The organism is Mesorhizobium sp. M0715 (genome assembly GCF_040320355.1).
In the GTDB taxonomy this organism is placed as follows: domain Bacteria; phylum Pseudomonadota; class Alphaproteobacteria; order Rhizobiales; family Rhizobiaceae; genus Mesorhizobium.
The window spans coordinates 40,831-57,188 of record NZ_JAMYPL010000013.1 but is presented as its reverse complement, the minus strand read 5'-3'; the positions used below and the strand labels follow the sequence as shown (position 1 = coordinate 57,188).

At 62.1% G+C, this 16,358-nt stretch carries 12 protein-coding genes; 4 read left to right on the top strand and 8 right to left on the bottom strand.

All coding sequences use genetic code 11. From position 1 onward, the window contains the following. Positions 1-19: 19 nt before the first annotated feature. From glgB to NKI21_RS17185, 5 genes are all read right to left on the bottom strand, one after another. The gene (gene glgB / locus NKI21_RS17205; protein WP_352441331.1) at positions 20-2,233 is read right to left on the bottom strand and encodes a 1,4-alpha-glucan branching protein GlgB; all 2,214 of its coding nucleotides are present in this window, start codon (positions 2,231-2,233) and stop codon (positions 20-22) included. Positions 2,234-2,339: 106 nt separating this feature from the next. After that, complete coding sequence (locus NKI21_RS17200; protein WP_352609893.1) at positions 2,340-4,808, bottom strand: glycogen/starch/alpha-glucan phosphorylase; 2,469 nt, start codon at positions 4,806-4,808, stop codon at positions 2,340-2,342. A 235-nt stretch (positions 4,809-5,043) separates the two neighbouring features. Further along, positions 5,044-5,853, bottom strand: coding sequence for an ATP-binding cassette domain-containing protein (locus NKI21_RS17195; protein ID WP_352866474.1), 810 nt, complete (start codon positions 5,851-5,853; stop codon positions 5,044-5,046). After that, positions 5,829-6,890, bottom strand: coding sequence for an ABC transporter permease (locus tag NKI21_RS17190; protein ID WP_127295669.1), 1,062 nt, complete (start codon positions 6,888-6,890; stop codon positions 5,829-5,831). The genes NKI21_RS17195 and NKI21_RS17190 overlap by 25 nt, the downstream gene beginning before the upstream one ends. Before the next feature lie 159 nt (positions 6,891-7,049). Then, positions 7,050-8,027, bottom strand: coding sequence for a sugar ABC transporter substrate-binding protein (locus NKI21_RS17185; RefSeq protein WP_502895823.1), 978 nt, complete (start codon positions 8,025-8,027; stop codon positions 7,050-7,052). A gap of 266 nt (positions 8,028-8,293) precedes the next feature. Between NKI21_RS17185 and NKI21_RS17180 the strand changes: the two genes are divergently transcribed. The 4 genes from NKI21_RS17180 to NKI21_RS17165 all read left to right on the top strand — a co-directional run bounded on the left by NKI21_RS17180 (position 8,294) and on the right by NKI21_RS17165 (position 12,277). Then, positions 8,294-9,520, top strand: a complete 1,227-nt coding sequence (locus NKI21_RS17180) for an ROK family transcriptional regulator (protein WP_352441335.1) — start codon at positions 8,294-8,296, stop codon at positions 9,518-9,520. Continuing rightward, positions 9,520-9,966, top strand: a complete 447-nt coding sequence (locus NKI21_RS17175; protein ID WP_023808513.1) for an RbsD/FucU family protein — start codon at positions 9,520-9,522, stop codon at positions 9,964-9,966. The genes NKI21_RS17180 and NKI21_RS17175 overlap by 1 nt, the downstream gene beginning before the upstream one ends. After that, on the top strand, positions 9,963-10,886 hold the full coding sequence (locus NKI21_RS17170; protein ID WP_023808514.1) for a carbohydrate kinase family protein: 924 nt from the start codon (positions 9,963-9,965) through the stop codon (positions 10,884-10,886). Before NKI21_RS17175 ends, NKI21_RS17170 begins: the two co-directional genes overlap by 4 nt. A 248-nt stretch (positions 10,887-11,134) precedes the next feature. Beyond that, positions 11,135-12,277 carry a DegT/DnrJ/EryC1/StrS family aminotransferase gene (locus NKI21_RS17165; protein WP_352441336.1) on the top strand — a complete coding sequence of 381 codons (1,143 nt, stop codon included), beginning with the start codon at positions 11,135-11,137 and terminating at the stop codon, positions 12,275-12,277. Between the two features lie 15 nt (positions 12,278-12,292). On the opposite strand, the gene cysQ is transcribed toward NKI21_RS17165, so the two are convergent. The 3 genes from cysQ to cysD are packed head-to-tail and all read right to left on the bottom strand — an operon-like array spanning position 12,293 to position 15,937. Next, positions 12,293-13,081 (bottom strand): 3'(2'),5'-bisphosphate nucleotidase CysQ, encoded by a 789-nt coding sequence (cysQ, locus tag NKI21_RS17160; RefSeq protein ID WP_352441367.1) that lies wholly within the window; start codon positions 13,079-13,081, stop codon positions 12,293-12,295. Between the two features lie 10 nt (positions 13,082-13,091). After that, positions 13,092-15,029: a sulfate adenylyltransferase subunit CysN gene (gene cysN / locus NKI21_RS17155; RefSeq protein ID WP_352441337.1), complete on the bottom strand. Its 1,938-nt coding sequence runs from the start codon at positions 15,027-15,029 to the stop codon at positions 13,092-13,094. A 2-nt stretch (positions 15,030-15,031) separates the two neighbouring features. After that, a complete protein-coding gene (gene cysD, locus NKI21_RS17150; protein ID WP_023808519.1) occupies positions 15,032-15,937 on the bottom strand; it encodes a sulfate adenylyltransferase subunit CysD in 906 nt (301 codons plus the stop codon). Positions 15,938-16,358 lie beyond the last annotated feature (421 nt).

Here is a 16,358-nt window from a genome sequence, read left to right as displayed (position 1 = left end):
TACTCGATATCGACATGGCTCAGTCGGCAACGAGTTCAAGCATGATCGTCGACAGCGGCGGCAAAAGCATCGTCGCGGAGATGCTTCCTCCCTCCGCCCGTGCCTCGACCATGCCGCCATTGCCCTTGCCGGACCCGCCATATTCGGAAGCGTCGGTGTTGATGATTTCGCGCCATTTGCCTGATATCGGCAACGGCACGCGATAATTGTCACGCGGCACCGGCGTGAAATTGGAAATGACGGCCACCGGGCTGCCGCCCGGTGCACTGCGCAGCCAGGCAAAAACCGAATTCTGGCTGTCATCGACGATCAGCCAGGAAAACCCTTCCGGCTCACAATCACGGCCATGCAGTGCCGGGCGCGAACGGTAGAGATAGTTGAGATCGCGCACCGTCTGCCAGACGCCGCGATGCGGCCGGAATTCAAGCAGGTTCCAGTCGAGCGCGCGCGCCTCGCTCCATTCGCGGCGCTGCGCGAACTCCTGCCCCATGAAAAGCAGCTTCTTGCCGGGATAGCCCCACATGAAAGCGTAGTAGGCGCGCAGCGTCGCAAACTTCTGCCAATCGTCGCCGGCCATCTTGCCAAGCAACGTGCCTTTGCCGTGCACGACCTCGTCATGCGAGAGCGGCAGCACGAAATTCTCGGAGAAGGCGTAGGTCAGGCCGAAGGTGAGGTCGTTGTGGTGGTGCTTTCGGAAGATCGGTTCCTTGGAGAAATACTCCAGCGTGTCGTGCATGAAGCCCATATTCCACTTGAAGCCGAAGCCCAGCCCGCCTTCATGCACCGGTGCCGAGACCTTCGGCCAAGAGGTCGATTCCTCGGCGATGGTCATCACGCCCGGATGGTGGCCGTAGACCTCCTTGTTCATCTTCTGCAGGAAGCTGACCGCCTCAAGGTTCTCGCGGCCGCCTTTCTCGTTGGGGATCCATTCGCCGGCCTTGCGCGAATAGTCGAGGTACAGCATCGAGGCGACCGCATCGACGCGAAGTCCGTCGACATGGTATTTCTCGGCCCAGAACAACGCATTGTTGACCAGGAACGACACCACCTCGCGGCGGCCGAAATTGTAGATCGCGGTGTTCCAGTCGGGATGAAACCCCTTGCGCGGATCGGCATGTTCATAGAGCGCGGTGCCATCGAAATTGGCCAGGCCGTGCTCATCGACCGGGAAATGCGCCGGCACCCAGTCGAGAATAACGCCGACGCCGGCACGGTGGGCGCCGTCGACGAAGCGGGCAAAGCCGTCCGGATCGCCAAAGCGGGCCGATGGCGCGTAGAGCCCGGTCGTCTGGTAGCCCCAGGACGGGTCATAGGGATGTTCAGAGATCGGCATGAATTCGATATGGGTGAAGCCGGTCTCGACCACATAGGGGATGAGCCGGTCGGCCAGTTCGTCCCATGACAGGAACGTACCGTCGTCGCGAAGCTGCCAGGAGCCGGCATGAACCTCGTAGATCGAAATGGCTTCGCGCCGGTGATCGGCATTGCGCCAGAAATTGCGATGCGCCTCATCGCCCCACTCATGCGCCGGCGGCACAGCAACGACCGAAGCGGTGGCCGGACGCAGTTCGGATTTGAAGGCGAACGGATCGGCCTTCAGCGGCAGCCTGACGCCGTCGGGGCCGATGATCTCGTATTTGTAGGGCCGGCCAGCACCGATATCGGGAATGAACACCTCCCAGATGCCGGTGTCGCGGCGGTCGCGCATCGAGTGCCGGCGGCCGTCCCATTCGTTGAAATCGCCGACCACAGAGACACGCCGCGCATTGGGAGCCCAGACGGCGAAATGCACGCCCGTGGCGCCTTCGTGCTCGATGACATGGGCGCCGAGCTTGTCGAACAGCCTGAGATGCGATCCCTCGGCGATGTAGTAGTCGTCCATCGGCCCGAGCACCGGACCGAACGAATAGGGATCGGTCAGCCACCAGTCGCCGCCGGCGTTGCGCGCGTGATAGCGAAGCGGTTGCCGCTTCTTGATCGAGAGCTTGCCTTCGAAAAAGCCGCCATCGTCGCGCCTGGACAATTCACCCGCGATGGTGCCGGTCAGCGTATAAGCGGTGACGAATTCGGCATTCGGAACAAAGCAGCGGGCCACAAAACCCTTCCCAGCCTCCTGAACACCGAGAACGGCAAACGGATCGCCATGCGTGCCGGCAACAATCGCCGCAACATCGCTGGCTGCCGCCAGTCCGTCCGGCCCGCTTGTCGCAGCGGTCGCGCGCAGCTTCTTCATCAGGCAGTGTCCCTCCCCGGCACCGAGTGTTTGTTTCTAGTGGTGTGATCCGACTTTCAAGTTCACACCACCGGGACCACATTGTTTGCGGCCTCATGCAATCACATCAGGCAGGCACGTTCCAGATTTCTTTCGCATATTGGCGGATCGTGCGATCGGAGGAGAACCAGCCGACACGCGCCACATTGCGGATTGCCCTGGCGTACCAGTCGGGACTGTTGCGCCAGACCGCATCGACCTCGCGCTGGGCGGTGGCATAGGCATCGAAATCGGCGGCGACCATGAACCAGTCGCTGTTGTAGAGACCGTTGACGAGGTCGCGGTAACGCTCCGGATCGTCCGGCGAGAAGACGCCTGACGAAACAGCCGCGACCGCTTGCGCCAGCTCGGGCGATCCTTCGATGACGGCGCGCGGATCGTAGCCGTTGTTGCGCCGCTCGGCGACCTCGGCGGTGGTCAGGCCGAAGATGAAGATGTTGTCGTCGCCGACGCATTCCTTGATCTCGACATTGGCGCCGTCGAGCGTGCCGATGGTCAGCGCGCCGTTCAGTGCGAACTTCATGTTGCCGGTGCCCGACGCTTCCATGCCGGCGGTCGAGATCTGCTCGGACAAGTCAGCGGCCGGCATCATGATCTCGGCAAGGCTGACATTGTAATTCGGCACGAACACTACCTTCAGCAGACCGCGCACGGCCGGATCGCGGTTGATGACTTTTGCGACATCGTTGGCGAGTTTGATGATCAGCTTGGCATTGTGGTAGCTGGGCGCCGCTTTGCCGCCGAAGAATTTCACGCGCGGCATCCAGTCGCGCTCGGGGTGCGAGCGGATCTGGTCATAGAGGGCGATCGCCTCGAGGATGTTCAGAAGCTGGCGCTTGTATTCGTGGATGCGTTTGATCTGGATGTCGAAAAGCGCCGAAGGATCGACCTTGATGCCGAGCCGGTCGGCGACGAGGTTGGCCAATCGCGCCTTGTTGGCGCGCTTGACGGCGGCGAACTTGTCGCGAAAGACGGCATCGCCGGCGAAACCGTCGAGATCCTTAATGGCGTCGATGTCATCGAGAAAACGGTCGCCGATCGCCTCGCGGGCGAGCGACGTCAGTCCGGGATTGCATTGGATCAGCCAGCGCCGCGGCGTGATGCCGTTGGTCTTGTTGTTGATACGATTGGGGTAGAGCTTGTGCAGGTCGGCGAACACCGTCTCCTTCATCAGGTCGGTGTGAAGAGCCGAAACGCCGTTGATGGAATGCGAGCCGACAAAGGCCAGATTGCCCATGCGCACCCGGCGGTCGCCATTTTCCTGGATCAGCGAGATGCGGCCAATCTGCTCGTCCGAGAACTGGTTGGAAGCACGCGCCTCCAGAAGCACTTCAGCGTTGATGGCATAGACGATCTGCATGTGGCGCGGCAAAAGCCGCTCGAACAGCGGCACCGGCCAGCTTTCCAGCGCCTCGGGCAGCAGTGTGTGGTTGGTGTAGCCGAAGGTGCGCTGGGTGATATCCCAGGCCTGGTCGAAGTCCATGCCGTGGACGTCCATCAACAGGCGCATCAACTCCGGCACGGCGATGGCGGGATGGGTGTCGTTCAAGTGGATCGCAGCCTTGTCGGGCAGCGACTTCAGGTCGCCATATTGGCTCAGATGGCGCTGCACGATGTCCTGCAGCGAGGCGGTGGAGAAGAAATACTCCTGCCGAAGCCGCAGTTCCTGCCCGGCCTTGTGGGAATCGGCGGGATAGAGCACGCGCGACAAGGCATCGGCCTTGTTGCTTTCGGCTAGCGCGCCGATGTGGTCACCGGCATTGAATTTGTCTAGCAGGATCGGATCGACCGGCATCCCCGACCAGAGCCGCAGCGTGTTGACGCGGTTGGCCCGCCAGCCGACGACGGGCGTGTCATAGGCGACGGCCAGCACATGCTCGGTCGGTTTCCAGACATGGCGTTCGAGGCGCCCGTCCTTGGAGGTGATCGATTCCACCGAACCGCCGAAACCAACCTCGAAGGAGCGTTCGCGACGTTCGAATTCCCACGGGTTACCGTGATCAAGCCAGGTCTCTGGCAGTTCGACCTGCCAGCCGTCGTGAATCTCCTGCCGGAACATGCCATTGGCATAGCGGATGCCGTAGCCATGCGCCGGAATGTCGACGGTCGCCATGCTTTCCATGAAGCAGGCCGCGAGCCGGCCGAGGCCGCCATTGCCGAGCGCCGCATCGGGCTCGAGTGCTGCAATCAAGTCGAGGTCGACACCCAGCGACGACAGCGCCTCGCGCATGTTGTCCATCAGGCCCAGATTGGAGAAGGCATCACGCATCAGGCGGCCGATGAGGAATTCCAGCGACAGATAATAGACGCGCTTTTCCTTCTGGTCGTAAGCCTCTCTCGTCGCCTGCATCCAGTGATCGACGATCCGGTCGCGCACGACCTTGATCGAGGCGGTCAGCCAGTCGTACTGGGTCGCAACGGTGGTGTCCTTGCCGACCCTGTATTTGAGGGCCACCAAGACTTCACGTGCGAGTGTCTTTGGATCAGGATTTTCGAGCAGTGGCGGAAGGGGTTCGGATGTCATCGCGCTCGTCATGATGCCTCTCGTGCGGTTGCCATGATCATACCGGCTTTCATCGCTCCTCCCAGCCCATGCTAGCTGATACCGCCATATATTCAATCGATTTAAACAGGTTCGATCCGGCTTGCCCCCTGCGGCAATTTGGCAATTCTGAAGTGTGACGCGTCAAGACGGCCCGCGCGACGCGCTTCAAATTCCTGTTCCGTGCTTGCCGCTGTTGCCATGCACCAGCCACTTTGGGCGACATGTATCAAGCCGCCAGCGCCGCCTCCGGCGGGGCCTTGGCTCCTGTCATGAAGGCGACGGCATCGGACATCGTATATTGCTTGGGGTCGATGACGGCGAGGCGACGGCCCAGCCGATGGATGTGAATGCGATCGGCCACTTCGAAGACATGCGGCATGTTGTGCGAGATCAGCACGATCGGCAGGCCGCGCTTCTTGACGTCGAGGATCAACTCGAGCACGCGGCGGCTTTCCTTGACGCCAAGCGCGGCCGTCGGTTCGTCCATGACCACCACCCGACTGCCGAAGGCGGCCGCACGCGCCACGGCAACGCCCTGCCTTTGGCCGCCCGAGAGCGTCTCCACAGCCTGGCTGATGTTCTGGATGGTCATCAGGCCAAGTTCGGTAAGCTTGTCGCGGGCGCGCTTTTCCATCGCCGGGCGATCGAGCATGCGAAGCCAATCGCCTAGAAAACCCGGTTTACGGATTTCGCGGCCAAGGAACATGTTGTCGGCGATCGACAGCGCCGGCGACAGCGCCAGGTTCTGGTAGACGGTCTCGATGCCGGCTTCGCGGGCCTCCATCGGCGATTTGAAGGAGACGGGTTTTCCTTCAAGCCGGATCTCGCCTTCATCGGGCACGGCAGCGCCGGAAATCGCCTTGATGAGCGACGATTTGCCGGCGCCATTGTCACCGATGACCGCAAGGATTTCGCCGGGGTAGAGGTCGAAGTCGGCGTTGTCGAGGGCGGTGACGCGGCCGTAGCGCTTGACCAGGCCACGCGCGGTGAGAATGGGTTCCTGGGTCGTGGTCATGCCGAAACCTTTCTGATCCATTGGTCGACTGCCACGGCGCCGATTATCAGCACACCGGTGAGCAGCACCTTCCATTGCGGATCGGCGCCCAGCATGTTGAGGCCCATGGAAACGACGCCGACGATCATCGCGCCGAACAGCGTGCCCAGGATCGAGCCGCGTCCGCCGAACAGGGAAATACCGCCGATCACCGTCGCGGTGATCGCCTGGAGATTGTAGTCGGTGACGGCGGCCGACGGCGAGATCGAGCCGTTGCGGCCGATGGAGACCCAGGCAGCGAAAGCGGCGATCAGCCCGGCAAGGGTGTAGACCGTCATCAGCACCTTCTTGGTCTGGATGCCCGACAGCTTCGCCGCCTCCTGATCATCGCCAACGGCGTAGACATGGCGGCCCCATGCCGTGTGATTGAGCACGTACCAGAGGATCATCACGAGCACGACCGTGGCAATGACGCCGAGCGTCAGCACCGCCGTGCCGACCTTGAAGCTCAATGCAAACAGATGCAGCAGCGGCGCCTGGGTGTCGACATCGGTGTCGCGGATCGTCTCGTTGGCCGAATAGATGAAGTTCGTGGCCATGACGATGTTCCAGGTGCCAAGCGTCACGATGAAGGGCGGCAGCTTCATGTAGGCGACAAGCACCCCGTTGAGCAGCCCGCAGGCCGCGCCGGCGGCAAGCCCGATCGCCACTGCGAGCGCGCTCGGCATACCGTAGCTGACAGCGCAATTGCCCATGATCACCGCTGAAATTACCATGATCACGCCGATCGACAGGTCGATGCCGGCGGTCAGGATGACCAATGTCTGCGCAGCACCCAGAATGCCGATGATGGCGATCTGCTGCAGGATCAGCGTCAGTGTGTAGGACGAAAAGAACCGCCCTCCGATGGTGATGCCGAAGACGATGATCGCCAGAACCAGCACGATCAGCGGCACCGCGGCCGGCGTCGAATGCAGGAAATGCTGGATGCGCTTGACGGCCGATTTGTGCTCGTCAAAAGCGGCAACGCTTGTATCGCTGCTCGAGAGAACCTTCTCGAATTCCTGAGCTTGAGCCATGTTTACTCCCCGTAGGCTTCAGCCAAACGCCGACGCCAGTCCACGCCTTTCCGGTCTGCTGCCGGGATTGTTCGCGGTCACGCGAGCCATCGTCCACCCGAAGCGGCCGGGGATCAAGCCCCGGCCGCTCAGGTTCCCTGGATGCCTGTCAGACCGGGATCAGCCCCAGCACTTGGCGAGGCCTTCCTTGGTGTCGATGGACTTCACGCCGGTGGCCGGCTTGTCGGTCACCAGGTTGACGCCGGTGTCGAAGAAGTTCTTGCCTTCGGTCGGCTTCGGCTTGGTTCCGTCCTTGGCGAAGGCGGCGATCGCCTCGATGCCGAGCGCTGCCATCTGCAGCGGATATTGCTGCGACGTGGCGCCGATGACACCTTCGGCCACCGACTTCACGCCGGGGCAGCCGCCGTCGACGGAGACGATCAGCACCTGGCTTTCGAGGCCGACAGCCTTGAGCGCCTGGTAGGCGCCGACAGCAGCAGGCTCGTTGATGGTGTGGATGACGTTGATGGTGTTGTCCTTCTGCAGGAGGTTCTCCATCGCCTTGCGGCCGCCCTCTTCGTTGCCGTTGGTGACGTCGTGGCCGACGATGCGCGCATCGTCCTCATCGCCGATCTTGTTGGGATCCTTCACGTCGATGCCGTAGCCCATCATGAAGCCCTGGTCGCGAAGCACGTCGACGGTCGGCTGCGAAGGCGTCAGGTCGAGGAAGCCGATCTTGGCGTCCTTGGCCTTGTCGCCGAGCGTGGCGGCTGCCCAGGCACCGATCAGCTTGCCGGCTTCGAGATTGTCCGTTGCAAAGGTCGCGTCGGCGGCGTCGATCGGATCGAGCGGCGTGTCGAGCGCGATCACCAGCAGGCCCGCATCGCGCGCCTTCTTCACGGTAGGCACGATGCCCTTGGTGTCGGATGCAGTGATCAGGATACCCTTGGCGCCGTCGGCGATGCAACTCTCGATCGCCGCGACCTGGCTCTCGCTGTCGCCGTCGATCTTGCCGGCATAGGTCTTGAGGTCGACGCCGAGTTCCTTGGCCTTCGCGGTGGCGCCCTCCTTCATCTTGACGAAGAAGGGATTGGTGTCAGTCTTGGTGATCAGGCAGGCACCGACACCAGCCGCGGATGCGGACGACGCAGACGCCATCAGCCCCAGAGCCGCGGCGGCAAACACGGTCGATTTCAACAGTTTTGTATTGGTCACGATTTCCTCCCAGTGGAACTATCCGGATGCCGGCCAACCGGCACCTGCAGCGCGTCCAACGAAATTCTCCCAGCGTGGACGCCGTCTCAACAGACACCAGGCCGAAGCCTCTGTCAATAATTAAATCACTCTTATTTATTATTGACAGCCTTGCTTCATTCACCCATTCTGGCCCAAAAGCATTGAGGGGAAACGACGGGAGGAACAGGGTGGAAACCGCCATTGCGAGGCACGGTTCGCCCGAGGTGAGTGACAGCCTCATTCACCGCGGCACCAACCAGAGCGGCATGCGCGACCACAACGAGCGGTTGGTGCTGTCGCTGGTGCGCCAGCACGGCAGTCTGGCGAAATCCGACATCGCCCGCATGACCGGGCTTTCGGCGCAGACGGTTTCGGTCATCATGCGCGAGCTGGAGGAAGAAAGCCTTCTGCTGCGCCAGGCGCCGTTGCGCGGCAAGATCGGCCAGCCCTCCATCCCGATGGCGCTCAATCCCGAAGGCGCTTTCTTCATTGGCCTGAAGATCGGCCGCCGCAGCGCTGAACTGGTATTGATAGATTTCCTTGGCCATGTCCGTTCGATGCTGCAGCATTCCTATCGCTACCCGGCGCCGCGCGAGACGGTGGACTTCGTCGCCAACGGCATGCGGCAGATGCGCGGCGAGCTGACGCCCGCGCAAGACAAGCGCATCGCCGGGCTCGGCATCGCCATGCCGTTCGAATTGTGGAACTGGGCCGATACCGCCGGCGCCCCGCGCGATGTCATGGACGAATGGCGTCACCGCGACATCAGGGCCGACATCCAGGCGCAATGCGATTTTCCGGTCTATTTGCAGAACGATGCCACGTCGGCCTGCGGCGCCGAACTCGTCTTCGGCCAGGCTGGCGCCGCGCGCGACTTCGTCTATTTTTATATCGGTGCCTTTGCCGGTGGCGGCATTGTGCTGAACGGCCGGCTTTTTGGCGGCCCGACCGGCAATGCCGGAGCGCTCGGCTCCATGCCGGTGCCCGGGCCGGACGGCAAGCCGACCCAACTGATCGATGTCGCTTCCATCGCCATGCTCGAAAAGGCGCTCAATGCGCGCGGCATCGAGGCTTCGCATCTGTGGACCTCGCCGGAAGACTGGGGCGAGATCGGACCCGAGCTCGACGACTGGATCGCCAGCGCCTCGCAAGCGCTCGCCTACGCCATCGTCGCCGCATCCTCGATCATCGATTTCGAAGCGGCGGTGATCGACGGCTGGATGCCGAAGGCGGTGCGTCGCCGGCTGGTCGACGCCATCATCGCGGCAATCGCCACGATCGATGGCGAAGGCTTGAAGCTGCCCGCCATTCGCGAGGGAACCGTCGGCATCCATGCCCGGGCGCTCGGCGGCGCCAGCCTGCCACTTTCCGAACGCTTCCTGATCGGCTCGACGACGATTTCCAGGAGCGCCTGATGCTGATCGGAATTCCGGCGCTGCTCGGTCCGGAGCTTCTGGCGATCCTGCGCGGCATGGGGCATGGCGACGAAATCGCCCTTGTCGACGGAAACTATCCGGCGGAACAGCAGGCAACCCGGCTGGTGCGCGCCGATGGCCACCCTCTTATCCCCGTACTCGACGCGATATTGAGTGTCCTGCCTGTCGATGACGCCGTGCCGGAGGCGCTGTTTCGCGCCTCGGTCAAGGGCGATCCCTCGCTTGCCGATCCCGTCCATCATGAGATCGAGGCGATCTGCGCCAAACGGGCGCCAGGCCGCAAGGTGGTTGCGCTGGCCGGCGCCGACTTCTATGCACGGGTCAAATCGGCGCACGCCATCGTCGCGACAAGCGAGCCGCGGCTCTACGCCAACATCATCATCCGCAAGGGTGTGATCCATCCGCCGGAGACCAGGAAGCCATGATCCTCTGCTGCGGCGAAGCCCTGATCGACATGCTGCCGCGCACGACGACAGCGGGTGAGCCGGCCTTCGCGCCTTATGTCGGCGGCGCGGTGTTCAACACGGCGATCGCGCTTGGCCGGCTCGGCGCGCCGGCAGGCTTCTTTTCGGGCCTATCGTCGGATCTGTTCGGCGGCCAATTCCGGGATGCGCTGGGGGCAAGCAAGGTCAGCTCCACCTATGCGCACACCTCACCACGGCCAACGACGCTGGCCTTCGTCAAGCTCACCAACGGCCAGGCGACCTACACTTTCTATGACGAGAACACCGCCGGCCGCATGCTGACCGTCGACGACCTACCGCAGCTTGGCAGCGAGATCGAAGCCATGCTGTTCGGTGCCATCAGCCTGATTTCGGAGCCCGCCGGCAGTGCCTATGAGGAATTCATGCGGCGCGAGCATGAAAGTCGAGTCATGATGCTCGATCCCAACATCCGGCCGAACTTCATCCCGGACAAGGCCAAGCACCTCAGGCGCATCCGCGCCATGATGGCGATGGCCGACATCGTGAAACTGTCGGACGAAGATCTGAACTGGTTCGGCGAAGCCGGCTCGCACGAGGATGTCATCCGCAACTGGCTGGATCGAGGCCCGAAGCTGATCGTCGTCACCCATGGCAGCGAAGGCGCCGTCGGCTATACCAGGGAACATGCCGTCACCGTCATGCCGGAAAAGGTCGAGGTGGTCGACACGGTCGGTGCCGGCGATACCTTCAACGCCGGCATCCTCGCCTCCTTGCATGAGCAGGGCCTGCTGACCAAGGCGGCGATTTCCGGCTTGTCGAAAGACGCCATCCACAAGGCGCTGGCGCTCGGCGCGAAGGCGGCGGCAGTGACCGTGTCGCGGGCCGGCGCCAATCCACCCTGGCGACATGAAATCGCCTGAGCAACGCTCAACATAAGCTGAGCCCAATCGATCACTTTATGTTTCGCAGGGGCTCTTTCCAGGGCTATGAGGGCGGGATGGCGCCCGACGAAGCCCGGATTTCCGGCATCTGGCTGACATTCGCCGGGAAATACTGGTAACGGACTGCGACACTTGGGCAATTTAGCGCTCCGCCTGCCCGGCTTTCTCGGCAAGCGCAACTCTGGTACCAGCGGCCGATTATCTGGCTAACCCGTTTTGAGGCCGACATGCAGTTCATCGATCTTGGCGCGCAGCGCGAACGAATCCGCGACCGGCTGAAGGCCGCGATCGACCGTGTCGTCGACGAAGGCCGTTATATTCTTGGCCCGCAAGTCACCGAATTCGAGAATAAGCTTGCCGCCTATATCGGCACCAAGCATGTCGTGGCCTGCGCCAACGGCACCGACGCGCTGCTGTTGCCGCTGTTTGCGGCCGGCATCGGCCCGGGTGACGCGGTGTTCGTGCCGAGCTTCACTTTCGCCGCCACCGCCGAAGTGGTGGCGCTGGCCAAGGCCGAGCCGGTGTTCGTCGATGTCGACCCGCATAGCTACAACATCGACATTGCCAGCCTCGAAGCGGCCATCGCCATGATCAAGAAGCAAGGCCGGCTGAAGCCGAAGGCAATCATTCCCGTCGATCTGTTCGGCCTTGCCGCCGACTACGAGGCGATCATGGCGATCGCCAACCGCGAAGGGCTGATGGTGATCGAGGATGCCGCCCAGTCGATGGGCGGTTCGCTCGACGGCAAGATGTGCGGTGCTTTCGGCCATGTCGGATCGACCAGCTTCTATCCGGCCAAGCCGCTTGGCTGCTACGGCGATGGCGGCGCGATGTTCACCAATGATGATGCGCTGGCCGAGCAGCTCAGATCCTTCGCCTTCCACGGCAAGGGCGAAACGCAATATGACAATGTCCGCGTCGGCATCAATTCGCGGCTCGACACGATACAGGCGGCGATCCTGATCGAGAAGCTGGCCATCCTCGAAGACGAGATGGTTGCGCGCCAGGTGGTGGCAAAGCGCTATGCCGACGGGCTTGGCGACATCGTCACCGCCGCCCGCAATCTGGACGGCAGCCGTTCGGCCTGGGCGCAATACGCCATCGAGACTGCCAAGCGCGACGGGCTGAGGGCGCATCTCGGCGAAAAGGGCATTCCGTCTGTCATTTACTACGTGAAGCCGCTGCATGCCCAGGTCGCTTATCGCGACTACCCACGCACGCCGAGCGGCCTTGCCGTTTCGGAAGACCTGCCGAAGCGCATACTCTGTCTGCCGATGCACCCTTATCTCAGCGAAGCCGACCAGGACCGCATCATCGAGACGATCCGCAACTATATCGGCTCGAATTCGGCGCAGGCCGCGGCGGAGTAAGCTGCCGAGCCTTTCTCAGCCGGGGCCCGCCGCCCTGCCGCTGGCAATGAAATGCGGATTGGCAAAATCCTCGTCGTCGCTTTGCCTGCGCTTGCCATAAATCAGAGGTTGGCCGTCGAGCGTGCGCGTCATGCCGCCGGCGGCGCGCAGGATGGCGTCGCCCGCCGCTGTGTCCCATTCCATGGTGCGGCCGAAGCGCGGATAGACATCGGCCTCGGCACTGGCGAGAAGGCAGAATTTCAAGGACGAACCGACCGAAACGATTTCGGCGGCACCCAGGTCGCGAATATAGGCCTCGGTTTCCGGTGTGTTGTGAGACCGACTGGCGACGACGGCCAGCGGCGTCGCGGCCGTTCTCGCCGCGATCGACCGGCGGCCGACGATCTGGTAATCGCCGTCGATTTCGAGTGATTCCGCCCTGCCCGGCTGGCCGGAAAAGAAGCGCCCCGTACAGGGCGCAAAGACGACGCCGACTTCCGGCACTCCATCGCGAACCAGCGCTATGTTGACGGTGAAATCGGTGCGGCGGTTAACGAACTCCTTGGTCCCATCGAGCGGATCGATCAGAAAAAAAGCCCCGTCCAGGTCGGGCGGCACGATCCCGGCGGAAGCTTCTTCCTCGGCCACGCAGGGGATATCGGGAAATGCGGCACGCAGTCCGGCGAGAATGATCTTTTCGCTCTCGCGGTCCGCCTCGGTCACCGGCGAGGCGTCGGACTTGCGGTCAACCGCACAGCCGGCGTGGAACACGCGCATCACCTCGCGCCCGGCCGACAAAGCCAGGCGCTCGAAGATTTCGAGCATCAGCCTGTCGTCAGATGCCGCCGCCGCTATCGTATTGGTCTTCGGCAATGTCGCGCTCGTTCAGCCAGTGTTCCAGGGCGTCGACCATCTCTTCGGCCGACTTGCCGAGTGTCCGCAGATGGATCTCCGGGGTTTCCGGCGCTTCATAAGGGGAATCGACGCCGGTGAAATTCTTGATCTCGCCATTCAGCGCGCGCGCATAGAGGCCCTTCGGATCACGCCTGGCGCATTCCTCGAAGGGCGTATCGACGAACACCTCGACGAATTCTCCGTCGGCCATCAATTCACGTGCCATGCGCCGCTCGGCGCTGAACGGCGAAATGAACGAAACAATGACGATCAACCCGGCATCGGCCATCAAACGCGCCACTTCCGCAACGCGGCGGATGTTCTCAACGCGATCGGCGTCGGTGAAGCCAAGATCGCGATTGAGACCGTGACGGACGTTGTCGCCGTCCAGGATATAGGTATGACGGCCGGTGGCGAACAGCTTCTTTTCGAACAGGTTGGCGATGGTCGACTTGCCGGATCCCGACAGCCCAGTGAACCAGAACACGGCGGGCCGCTGGTTCTTCATGTCGGCGCGCACGCGCTTGCCCACATCGAGCGACTGCCAATGAATGTTTTCGGCACGGCGCAACGAGTGCAGGATCATGCCGGCGCCGACCGTGGCGTTGGAGATGCGGTCGATCAAGATGAAGGCGCCGGTAGTGCGGTTTTCGGCGAAGGGATCGAAGGCGATCGGCGTCCGCGTCGAGATGTTGCAGATGCCGACTTCGTTCATTTCGAGCGACTTGGCCGCTTCATGGGCAAAGTCATTGACGTTGATCCGATATTTCAGGTCGGTGACGGTGGCGCTGGTCTGGTCGGTCTCGGTGCGCAGGATGTAAGAGCGGCCTGGTAGCAACGCATGCTCGTCGAACCAGACGATGTTGGCGGCGAACTGGTCGGCGACTTGCGGCCGTGCGGCAGGCGAAACCAGCATGTTGCCGCGCGAGATTTCGACTTCGTCATCGAGGACGAGCGTGACGGCCTGGCCGACGGCCGCCTGGGCGAGATCGCCGCCATACGAGACGATCCGCTTGACGCGCGAGGATTTGCCGGACTTGGCGACAACGACCTCGTCGCCGGGCGCAACCGAGCCGGAGGCGACCGTGCCGGCAAAGCCGCGAAAGTCGAGATTGGGACGATTGACATACTGGACCGGGAAACGGAACGGCAGTTCGACCATCGCTTCGTCGACCGACACGGTTTCGAGATGCTCGATCAGCGTCGGGCCGGAATACCATTCCATGCTTTCCGACCGGCGGCTGACATTGTCGCCATAACGGGCCGACATTGGGATCGGCACAATGGTCTGGAAGCCGAGATCGCGTGAGAATTGCCCGTAGTCTTCGACGATCCGGTCGAAAACCGCCTGATCGAAATCGACAAGATCGATCTTGTTGACGGCCAGCACGACGTGGCGGATGCCGAGCAGCGAGGCGATGATCGAATGCCGCCTTGTCTGGCGAAGCACCCCCTGCCGGGCATCGATCAGCACGATTGCCAGGTCGGCGGTCGAGGCGCCGGTGGCCATGTTGCGGGTGTATTGCTCGTGGCCAGGTGTGTCGGCAACGATGAATTTGCGTTTCGGTGTGGCGAAGAAGCGGTAAGCGACGTCGATGGTGATGCCTTGCTCGCGCTCGGCCTCCAGACCGTCGACCAGCAGCGCGAAATCGATGTCGTCGCCCGTCGTGCCATGCTTGCGCGAATCGCGTTCGAGCGCGGCGAGTTGATCCTCGAAAATCTGCTTGGTGTCGGACAGCAGGCGCCCGATCAGCGTCGACTTGCCGTCATCGACCGAGCCGCAGGTCAGGAAGCGCAGCAGCGACTTTTTCTCCTGCGCAGCCAGATAGTCGCGAACGTCGTCGGTGGGAGCGAGGCTCTTTGCCATGATGTGGCGCATGGTCAAAAGTACCCCTCGCGCTTCTTCTTTTCCATCGAGCCGGCTTCATCGCGGTCGATCAGGCGACCCTGCCGTTCGGACGTGCGTGCCGTCAGCATTTCGCCGACGATGGCTTCCAGCGTGTCGGCATCCGATTCGATGGCGCCGGTCAGCGGATAGCAACCCAGCGTGCGGAACCGCACCAGCCTGTTCTCCACTGTCTCGCCGGGGCGCAGTTTCATGCGGTCGTCGTCCCGCAGGATCAGCATGCCGTCGCGTTCCACCACCGGCCGTTCCTTCGCGAAATAGAGCGGCACGATCGGGATACTTTCCTGCAGGATGTACTGCCAGATATCGAGTTCGGTCCAGTTCGACAGCGGAAAGACGCGGATCGATTCACCCGATGCGATGCGGGTGTTGAATATCTTCCACATTTCGGGGCGCTGGTTCTTCGGATCCCACACATGCTGAGCGTTGCGGAACGAAAAGATGCGCTCCTTGGCGCGCGATTTCTCCTCGTCGCGACGAGCGCCGCCAAAGGCCGCATCGAAACCGTATTTGTCGAGCGCCTGGCGCAGCGCCACGGTCTTCATGACATGGGTGTGGGTGTTCGAACCATGGTCGAACGGATTGATGTTGTCGCGCACGCCGTCTTCGTTGACATGAACCAGGAGATCGAAGCCGAGTTTCTGCGCCATCTGATCGCGAAAGGCGATCATCTCGCGGAACTTCCACGTCGTGTCGACGTGAAGAAAGGGGAACGGCGGCTTGGCGGGATAAAACGCCTTCATCGCCAGATGCATCAACACGGATGAATCCTTGCCGACCGAATAGAGCATGACCGGCTTGGCAAAAGCGGCCGCAACCTCACGGAATATATGGATGGACTCGGCTTCAAGCCGCTGAAGATGCGTAAGCGCTGTTGTCATGGGCCGTGGGCGTTCTTTCGTATCTTCCAACAGAAGACCTTGCCTCAAATCATCGAGCTCTTCGCGCCCGGTTCGAGCCTTGTTTCCGGACAATCTTTCTCGTGCCGGCGTTCTAGCAGATCGCCATTGTCAAGAACAATGCAAGACTGGCCCGGCCGCACATGGTTCGAGAATGAATTTTCCACAGATGCCGGCAAACCCGGAAATTCCTGCCCGCAAGCTCAACGGCCCAGAAAACGCGGGGAAAATATTGCTTGAATGGACCAGTGTGCGGCTTTCAAGTGACTTCCTCTGGTCGGCCCGCGCCTGCCGCCGATTTTCGGTGGCAATCTGCCCTATACACTATCGAAAATGGGGGGCAGCCGCTATACCAGCCTCGGGAAGCGGGCAAGTGCATCATGAGGCATGGGCAATTTCGAGG